This is a genomic window from Stenotrophomonas sp. 05L414_2 (assembly GCF_056397905.1).
Genome location: NZ_JBFTOJ010000173.1, coordinates 1 through 8,162 on the forward strand (window position 1 = coordinate 1; position 8,162 = coordinate 8,162).

The 8,162-nt window shown below is 67.4% G+C and carries 8 protein-coding genes; all 8 read left to right on the forward strand.

The features are described from left to right. A partial coding sequence (locus AC1DJN_RS18435) for a YncE family protein (RefSeq protein WP_478039706.1) occupies positions 1-622 on the forward strand: 622 nt, incomplete at its 5' end. A 50-nt stretch (positions 623-672) separates the two neighbouring features. After that, positions 673-1,719 (forward strand): heme/hemin ABC transporter substrate-binding protein, encoded by a 1,047-nt coding sequence (locus tag AC1DJN_RS18440; protein ID WP_442252059.1) that lies wholly within the window; start codon positions 673-675, stop codon positions 1,717-1,719. Further along, on the forward strand, positions 1,716-2,759 hold the full coding sequence (locus tag AC1DJN_RS18445; protein WP_025877218.1) for a FecCD family ABC transporter permease: 1,044 nt from the start codon (positions 1,716-1,718) through the stop codon (positions 2,757-2,759). Before AC1DJN_RS18440 ends, AC1DJN_RS18445 begins: the two co-directional genes overlap by 4 nt. After that, on the forward strand, positions 2,756-3,517 hold the full coding sequence (locus AC1DJN_RS18450) for a heme ABC transporter ATP-binding protein (protein ID WP_442252060.1): 762 nt from the start codon (positions 2,756-2,758) through the stop codon (positions 3,515-3,517). The genes AC1DJN_RS18445 and AC1DJN_RS18450 overlap by 4 nt, the downstream gene beginning before the upstream one ends. A 69-nt stretch (positions 3,518-3,586) precedes the next feature. Next, complete coding sequence (locus AC1DJN_RS18455; protein WP_478039708.1) at positions 3,587-4,336, forward strand: hypothetical protein; 750 nt, start codon at positions 3,587-3,589, stop codon at positions 4,334-4,336. A 382-nt stretch (positions 4,337-4,718) separates the two neighbouring features. Next, a complete protein-coding gene (fusA, locus tag AC1DJN_RS18460; RefSeq protein WP_134832522.1) occupies positions 4,719-6,761 on the forward strand; it encodes an elongation factor G in 2,043 nt (680 codons plus the stop codon). A 225-nt stretch (positions 6,762-6,986) separates the two neighbouring features. After that, positions 6,987-7,259, forward strand: coding sequence for a hypothetical protein (locus tag AC1DJN_RS18465; protein WP_025877210.1), 273 nt, complete (start codon positions 6,987-6,989; stop codon positions 7,257-7,259). 111 nt (positions 7,260-7,370) lie between these two features. Then, the gene (locus AC1DJN_RS18470; protein ID WP_025877209.1) at positions 7,371-8,126 is read left to right on the forward strand and encodes a SapC family protein; all 756 of its coding nucleotides are present in this window, start codon (positions 7,371-7,373) and stop codon (positions 8,124-8,126) included. Positions 8,127-8,162 lie beyond the last annotated feature (36 nt).

Consider the following 8,162-nt stretch of genomic DNA (forward strand, 5'->3'; position numbering starts at 1 on the left):
CAGCACGCACGGCAAGGTGTTCGCATCGGCCGCCGGTGAGGACCATTTGTCGGTGTTCGATGCGAAGACGCTGAAGGCACTGGAGCCGATCACCTTGGCCTCCGGCGTGGACGACGAGAAGTTCGTGCCGATGAGCCTGGTGCTGGATGAGCCCAGCGGCAAACTGTTCACGGTCAGCATCGGTACGCCGGAAGCGGCGGTGATCGATGTGGCCAGCGGCAAGGTCGACAAGGTCATCGACCTGGGCAATTCGATCAGCGCTTCGGGCGTTGCCTTCGATGCCGAGCGCAACCGCCTGTACGTGGCCTCGCAGGGCACCGACAACCTGCTGATCGTSGAYGTSGCCAGCGGCAAGGTSSTGCACGACGTSSCGGTCGGYGCCGGSGCRCTGAACGTKGCCTTCGATGCGAAGAGTGGCCTGGCCTACGTSACCAAYCGCGGTGCCGGCACCGTCACTGCCGTCGACCGTGATGGCAAGGTGGTCGGCAACCTCGATGGCGGCACCTTCCCCAATCACGTCCGCGCCGATGGCAAGGGCAATGTCTTCGCCGTGAACAAGTCGCGTGGCGCTGAAGATCCGAAGGGTGACCGCATCACCCGCATCAGCCTGCGCCAGCCGTAAGCCACAGGGCAGGGCGGCACCCCGCCGCCCTGCCAGCAAGGAGAATCTGCATGAACATCGCTTCCCGCCTGCGCCAGTGCGCGCTCCCGATTGCCGTTTCATTGGTGCTGGCCGCCTGTGGCGACAAAGCGCCGCCGTCTGCCGGCAACCCAGACGCAGCAGCACCGGCGGCCGCCACCGCCAAGGCGGGAGCACTTCCCGCAGGTTGGCAGCGGGTGGCAGGCAACGATGTGCCGACACTGCCGGGGCAGCAGGCGGTGCTGCCGAGCAAGGTGCACTCCGACGATGGCGCCGATGTGGAGGTGGATGACAGCAGCCGGATCATTGCCGGCGGTGACGACATCATCGCGGTGATCGAGGCGCTGGGCCTGGGCAAGCAGGTGTTCGCCGCGCCGACCAACACCACCACCGAGGCAGGCCTGGCCGCACCGCACCAGTTCCTGTTCAACCGCACGACCGGCGTGGAGGGGGTTCTCAGCCTGCAGGGGTCGCTGTTCATCGGCAACAGCCTGCGTCGCCACACCGAACTGGCAAAGAAGCTGCGCGAAGTGGGCGAGCCTGCAGTGGTGATCGATGACCTGCAGCCGGCGCCGGACAAGGTGCGCAAGATCGCCGCCGTGCTCGGCGTGGCCGACGCAGGGCAGACCCTGGCCACGCAGGTGCAGCGCCAGCTGGATGAGGCCGCCGCGATCGGCAAGGGCCTGGCGCATGCGCCGCGGGTGATCCATGTGTCGGCGACGGGAGCGGGCGGCTCGCCCACCGTGGCCGGTGCCGACAGCGCATCGGCCAAGCTGATCGCCCTGGCCGGCGGCCTGAACATCGGCACCGAGGCCGGCGTGGCCAACTATTCGCAGCTGAGCAACGAAGGCGTGGTCGCGGCGGCACCGGACGTGATCCTGGTGACCGAGCACGACCTGCAGCTGTTCGGTGGCGCTGAAGGCCTGTGGAAGGCGTACCCGACGCTGAAGCAGACCCCGGCCGGACAGGCCAACCGGGTCTGGGTGATGCCGGATGCGCAGCTGAAGTACGCCAGCATCGGTTCCGGTGCGGGTGCATTGGCCCTGGCGCAGGCGCTGGCGGCGCTGCCGAAGGCATGAGCCCTGCGGATCGACGCCGCCGTCGCGGGCGGACGATGTTGTTGATTGCGCTGCTCGCGCTGCTGGGCGCGGTGCTGGCGTCGTTCGCCGTGGGGCCGCTGCGCTTGCCACCGCTGGAAGTGATGCAGGCGCTGGCGGTGAAGCTGGGCCTGCTGGATCCGCAATCGGTCAGCAGCCGTGACCTGGCCGTGGTCTGGCAGCTGCGCATTCCGCGTGCATTGCTGGGGGCGATGGTCGGCGCGGCGCTGGCGATGGCCGGTGCCAGCCTGCAGGGACTGTTCGGCAATCCGCTGGCCGATCCGGGCATCGTCGGTGTCAGCCAGGGCGCCGCGCTGGGTGCCGTGGCGGCGATCGTGCTGGGCGCTGCGGGTGCAGCCGGCTGGCTGGTGCCGGTGGCGGCCTTCGGCGGCGGTGCCGCCGCGATCGGGCTGACCTACGCGCTGGCGCGGCCGGGCAAGGGCAGTGGCAATGCCACGCTGTTGCTGGTGGGCATTGCGATGGCCGCGTTCTGTTCGGCACTGATCGGCTTCCTGACCTACATCGCCAACGAAAGCGAGCTGCAATCACTGGTGTTCTGGCAGATGGGCTCGCTGGCGCGCGCGAACTGGGCCGACGTGGTGGCGGTGCTGCCGCTGTTCGCCATCGGCGCGTTCGCACTGCATCGCTTGGCCACGCCGCTGGACATGCTGGCGCTCGGCGAGCGCCAGGCACAGCATCTGGGGCTGGACGTGGCGCGTACACGGCGCCTGCTGGTGGCCTTCAGTGCGCTGCTGGTCGGCGCGGCGGTAGCGTTCGCCGGCTCGATCAGTTTCGTCGGCCTGGTGGTGCCGCACGTGGCGCGCCTGCTGGTTGGCCCTGGCCACCGCTGGCTGCTGCCGTTGTCGGGTCTACTGGGTGCACTGCTGATCGTGGTGGCCGACACTGCGGCGCGCACCCTGGACCCGCCTGCCGAGATTCCGCTGGGCCTGTTCTCCGCCGCGCTGGGCGCGCCGTTCTTCCTCTGGCTGGTGCTGCAGCAGCGCCGCAAGGCGGCGGCATGAGCGCCTTCCTGCAACTGCGCGACGTGGTGGTGCGTCGCCAGCAGCGCGAGATCCTGCATGGCATCACCCTCGCATTCGAGCCGGGCACGGTGACGGCGCTGGTGGGGCCCAACGGTGCCGGCAAGTCGACCCTGCTGGGGGTGGCGGCTGGCGATCTGCGTGCCGACGGTGGCGATGTGCAGCTGCATGGACGTCCGCTGCGCGACTACAGGGCCGGACCGCTTGCGCGCGAACGTGCGGTGATGCCGCAGGAGCACGGCGTGCGCTTCGCCTTCAGCGTGGAGGAAGTGGTGGCGATGGGGCGCCTGCCGCACCCGCCGGATCCGCAGGCGGATGAGGCCCAGGTGGAGCGGGCGATCAATGCTGCCGAACTGCAGGCGCTGCGCCTGCGCGAAGTGCAGCAGTTGTCCGGCGGCGAATCGGCGCGCACCACGTTCGCGCGCGTGCTGGCACAGGACACGCCGTTGCTGCTGCTGGATGAGCCTACGGCTGCCTTGGATCTGCGCCACCAGGAGCGCACCCTGCGCAGCGTACGGGCCTGCGCCGAAGCCGGTGCGTGCGTGATCGTGGTGCTGCATGACCTCAACCTGGCGGCCGGATACTCCGATCGCATCGTATTGCTGGAGCAGGGCAGGGTGGCCGCTGACGGCACGCCTTCGCACGTGCTGACCGAGGGCAACCTGCAGCGTGTCTACCAGCAGGACGTGGTGGTGCTGCAGCATCCGCGACGCGGTGTGCCATTGGTTGTGGTGACCTGATGCAGTAAAGCTTCCTTGCGCAGCGCGACGTATCATTGTCGGTTCGTTTTTCTCAACGGAATGACCCCCATGAACTACATCCTCCCGCGCGCGACACTGCTGGCTTCGATCATTGCTGCATCGTGCACGGCGCACGCCGCTCCCGTCCGCACGGTTGTGCTGGACAAGGTGGCTGACCAGGCGACCTCGATCGAAATCCGCCATGCGAAGGGCGCCGGCGCCGCCTCCGATCTTTTCACCACGCACTACTACACCGGTGGCGCGATGCTGATGGCCTGGGGCAATCAAAGCGTGCTGCTGCTCTGCAAGAAGTCGGCGTATCTGAAGCTGCCGGGCATGAAGCCTGCGGCCAGCGAACTGCCGCTGGAGAAGCGGCAGATGATCGGCTACGAAGCGATGATGGCCGGCTACGGCAGCCTCGCTTCGATCAGTGGACTGGTGGATGGCAAGATCGAGGTGGCCGATGACGGCAGTGAAGTGCGCCGCCAGGCCGAGCGGTCGTGGGCCTACGGCGTTGAGCGTTACGACGTGATCAGCCAGCGCATGCCCAATGGTGCGCTACGCGTGCGCGCACTGAAGACCGCCACGGTGAACAACGCAAAGCCGTCCAAGCCGGGCGACACCTTCAGCACCGATGACGACCAGGCTGCCCGCCTGAGCGAGCTGGGTGCGGTGGGCGCCTGGACTGAAGTGACCATCCACGACACGCCCCGTCGAGGCGAGATCAATGCCGCCTTCCCGCTGAAGGACTGGGTGTCGGTGACGGGGGATCACGCCGCGACGGTGGGTGAGGCGCGGCGGATCAATKGGTGCGAATGATCGTTCCTGGGTGATTGCTGCCCCGTTGCGCCTCATCGTTCCATCCATGCGCGCAATATTCACTTGCGCGCCAGATTGACAGGTCTAGAATGCGCTGCATGAACCGGATGCCGCTCCTGAAGTTTTTCACCCTGACCCGCGCAAGCGCGGAACGGGCGTGTCTGCCTGGAGCCCTACGAGGCCGCTGATCGCGGCCTTCGCTGGACCATCCACAGAGCGCCCTCCGGGGCGCTCTTTTCGTTTCCACCCCCCATCCCTCAACCCGCTCCACCGCAAGGAGAACGTGCCATGCACCAGATCGCCGAGACCGAACGCTAGCCGCACACGCCGTTGCCAACCGGCGTGTGCGGCCCCCGAAGTTGGCCCAGCAGGAACCTTTCTCATGAACACCAACACCCAGACTCTGTCGCGTCTTCGCAACCTCGGCATCATTGCCCACATCGACGCTGGCAAAACCACCCTTACCGAACGCCTTCTGTGGAAGACCGGCGAGATCCACCGCGTCGGCGAAGTGCATGACGGCAACGCGACCACCGACTTCTCGGCGATCGAGCGCGAACGTGGCATCACCATCGGTGCGGCCGCCGTGCACGCACAGTGGGCGCCACGCGATCTGCCGCTGCACCAGCTGACCCTGATCGACACGCCCGGCCACATCGACTTCGCCATCGAGGTCGAGCGCTCGCTGCGCGTGCTCGACGGTGCCGTGGCCGTGTTTTCGGCCGTGGACGGCGTGCAGCCGCAATCGGAAACCGTGTGGCGCCAGGCGCGCCGGCATGGCGTGCCGTTGATTGCGTTCGTCAACAAGATGGATCGCATCGGCGCTTCTTTCGAGCGCGTGCTGGAGCAGCTGCAGGACAAGCTGCGCGCGCGACCGTGGGCGCTGGGCGTGCCGTTGGGCAGTGAGGGCGACTTCCACGGCTGGGTCGACCTGGTCGATGGCCGCGTGCTGCAGTGGCAGGACGCGGCCGCGGCGACGGTGACGGCATGGAGCGAAGCCGAGCGCGCGCAGTGGCAACCGCAGCGCAATGCGCTGGTCGAAGCCGTGGCCGACCATGATGATGTGCTGGCAACGGCATGGCTGGAAGGCCGTGACATCGACGCGGCGACGCTGCGCGCAGCGATCCGTCGCGCGACGCTGGCGGGCGCCGGCGTACCGGTGCTGGCGGGTGCTGCCTTCAAGGACAAGGGCATCGAAACGCTGCTGGATGCGGTGGTCGATTACCTGCCGTCGCCGCTGGATCGTCCTGCGGTCACTGCCGAAGGCGAGGGCGGCGACGTCCTGCTGCCGCCGGACCCGGACGGTCCGTTGGCTGGCCTGCTGTTCAAGATCACCCACCAGCAGCACGGTGCGTTGAGCTTCGTGCGGCTGTACTCGGGTACCTTGAAGGTCGGCGACAACGTGGCCAGCTCGCAGCACCCGCAAGGKCGTCGCATCAGCCGGCTGGTGCGCGTGCAGGCCGACCAGACCCAGGACATCGGGCAGGCCGTGGCCGGCGACATCGTGGCGGTGCTGGGTTGGAAGGATGCGGTCAGCGGTGAAACGCTGAGCGGGCGAGGGCAGCCGCTGCGCCTGGAGAGCATCCAGGCACAGGCCCCGGTACTGGCCTGGCGGTTGGAGCCGGCACGTGCGGCCGACCTGATCCGGCTGGCGCAGGGCCTGGCAAGCCTGGCCCAGGAAGATCCCTCGTTCCGGGTGGAAACCGATCGCGAGACCGGTGAAACCCTGGCCTGGGGCATGGGCGAGCTGCACCTGGAGGTGATGGTCGAGCGGCTGCGCAGCGAATGGAAGTTGGACATCGGCATTGGCGCGCCGCGCGTGGCTTACCAGGAAACGCCGCAGCGTGCCGTGGAAGGCGTCGTGGGCCGCCTGGTCAAGCAGACCGGTGGCCAGGGCCAGTTCGCGCACGTGGTGCTGGATGTAGTGCCGCGCGACGACGGCGAGGTCGTGTTCAATGACCGCATCGTCGGTGGCGTGGTGCCGCGCAACTTCATCGCTGCGGTGGAGAAGGGCGTTCGTGCCGCGCTGTCGGAAGGCCCGCAGGGCCATCCGGTAGTCGGCATCGAAGTCAGCCTGGTGGATGGCCAGACCCACGCGAAGGATTCGTCGGAGATGGCGTTCCATCGGGCCGGCAGCGAGGGCATCAAGGCCGCGTTGGCGGCCAGCGGTACGCAGCTGCTGGAGCCGGTGATGGCGGTGACGGTGCATTCGCCGTCGGCCTCGGTGGGGGACGTGGTGGGTGATCTGAATCGCCGCCATGGACGCGTTGCCCGCATCGACGACCAGGACGGTCGCGCCGAAGTCAGCGGATTCGCGCCGCTGGCGCAGCTGGTCGGGTATACGACCTCGCTGCGTTCGCTGAGCCAGGGACGGGCCAGCAGCGAATCGCACCTGCATGGCTACGAGCCGGTGCGTGCAGCGTAAGGTGGATGCAGGGAGCCCGTTCGCGGGCTCCCTTTTTTTGTATTAGCGAGGGGGTCATCCACGCATGGCGTGGATCTACTTCCCACGTCATGCGTGGATGGGTGCCATCCGTGCGCCACGTGCCTGCATTGCATTGCAACAAAACTGCAGAAAAAGCTGGATTAAAGTGATGCCTCACGATAAATTGCGCACCCCCCGTTGCTTGCCGCCGCCCGCACCCTGCCCATGCGTGATGACAATGATCCCGGAACCCTGGAGCTGACCCTGCCGCGCAAACGCGGTCGGCCGCCCAAGTTCGGGTACGCAATGAGCGACGCACAGCGGGCTGCACGCTATCGGGCGCGGCGCGCTGGCCAGGCCAACCACGCCGATGTGCGGCATTGCAGCGACATGGTCCTGCTGGACAAGATCCGCGCAGCGGTCAGTGCGCGCGACACCGAACTGGCCGGCTTCCTGGTCCACGTACTGTGGCAGCGCTACCCGTTGCAGTTGAAATAAGTCGGCGGCGGGGTGGCCGTTGTCACCTGCCTTGTTGATAATGCGGGATTCAGGTTGTTCCCGCTGGCGCGCCCGGGATGGCAGGCGCGCATGATCGACACGGTTTCCACGATGACCACCACCAGCGACACCACCACCGAAGCTGCGCCGAGCAGCGCGCCCCTGTTCTACACCCGCCCGGTGCCGCTGCAGGCAGACCTGCACGCCGATCTGCGCATCCTGCCGGGCAAGCTCGAGTTCGCTGCCAGCAGTAACTCCATCCCGCTGGTGCTGGGCGAATTCTCGCTGGCGCTGCACCACTTCCCGATCCTGTTCGCAGGCCCGAGCGCGGTGCCGATGGCCGCCGTGGGCGTGACCACCGACAACCTGTTCATCACCGATGGCCTGTGGGACGACGAGACCTACATCCCGGCCTACCTGCGCCGCCATCCCTTCATCTTCATCGACACCGGCGCGGACAATGACTTCCTGCTCGGCATCGACGAAGACAGCCCGCGCATCGTCCGTGGCGGCGAAGAAGGCCAGCCGCTGTTCGTCGATGGCAAGGCCACCGAGATGGTGCAGCAGGCGCTTGAGTTCTGCGGCCAGTTCACCCGCGAGCACGAACAGACCCAGGCCTTCTCCAAGGCACTGGTCGACAACGGCCTGCTGGTCGAGCGCAATGCAACCGTGCGCCTGCCCGATGGTCGCGAGTTCAACCTCAATGGCTTCTTCGTGGTCGACGTCGAGAAGTTCATTGCGCTGCCGGATGCGACCGTCATCGAATGGCACCGCAACGGCTGGTTGGCGCTCATCCACCAGCACCTGATGTCGCTGGGTCGCTTCAACGACCTGACCCGCCGCCAGGCAGGTCGCAACGCCGCCTGATTCAGGGCGACGGCGCGGTTCCCACAGCCCGGGAGC

Coding starts and splice junctions, on each gene's coding strand:
- AC1DJN_RS18440 (WP_442252059.1), top strand. CDS start 673: ATGAACATCGCTTCCCGCCTGCGCCAGTGCGCGCTCCCGATTGCCGTT.
- AC1DJN_RS18445 (WP_025877218.1), top strand. CDS start 1,716: ATGAGCCCTGCGGATCGACGCCGCCGTCGCGGGCGGACGATGTTGTTG.
- AC1DJN_RS18450 (WP_442252060.1), top strand. CDS start 2,756: ATGAGCGCCTTCCTGCAACTGCGCGACGTGGTGGTGCGTCGCCAGCAG.
- AC1DJN_RS18465 (WP_025877210.1), top strand. CDS start 6,987: ATGCGTGATGACAATGATCCCGGAACCCTGGAGCTGACCCTGCCGCGC.
- AC1DJN_RS18470 (WP_025877209.1), top strand. CDS start 7,371: ATGACCACCACCAGCGACACCACCACCGAAGCTGCGCCGAGCAGCGCG.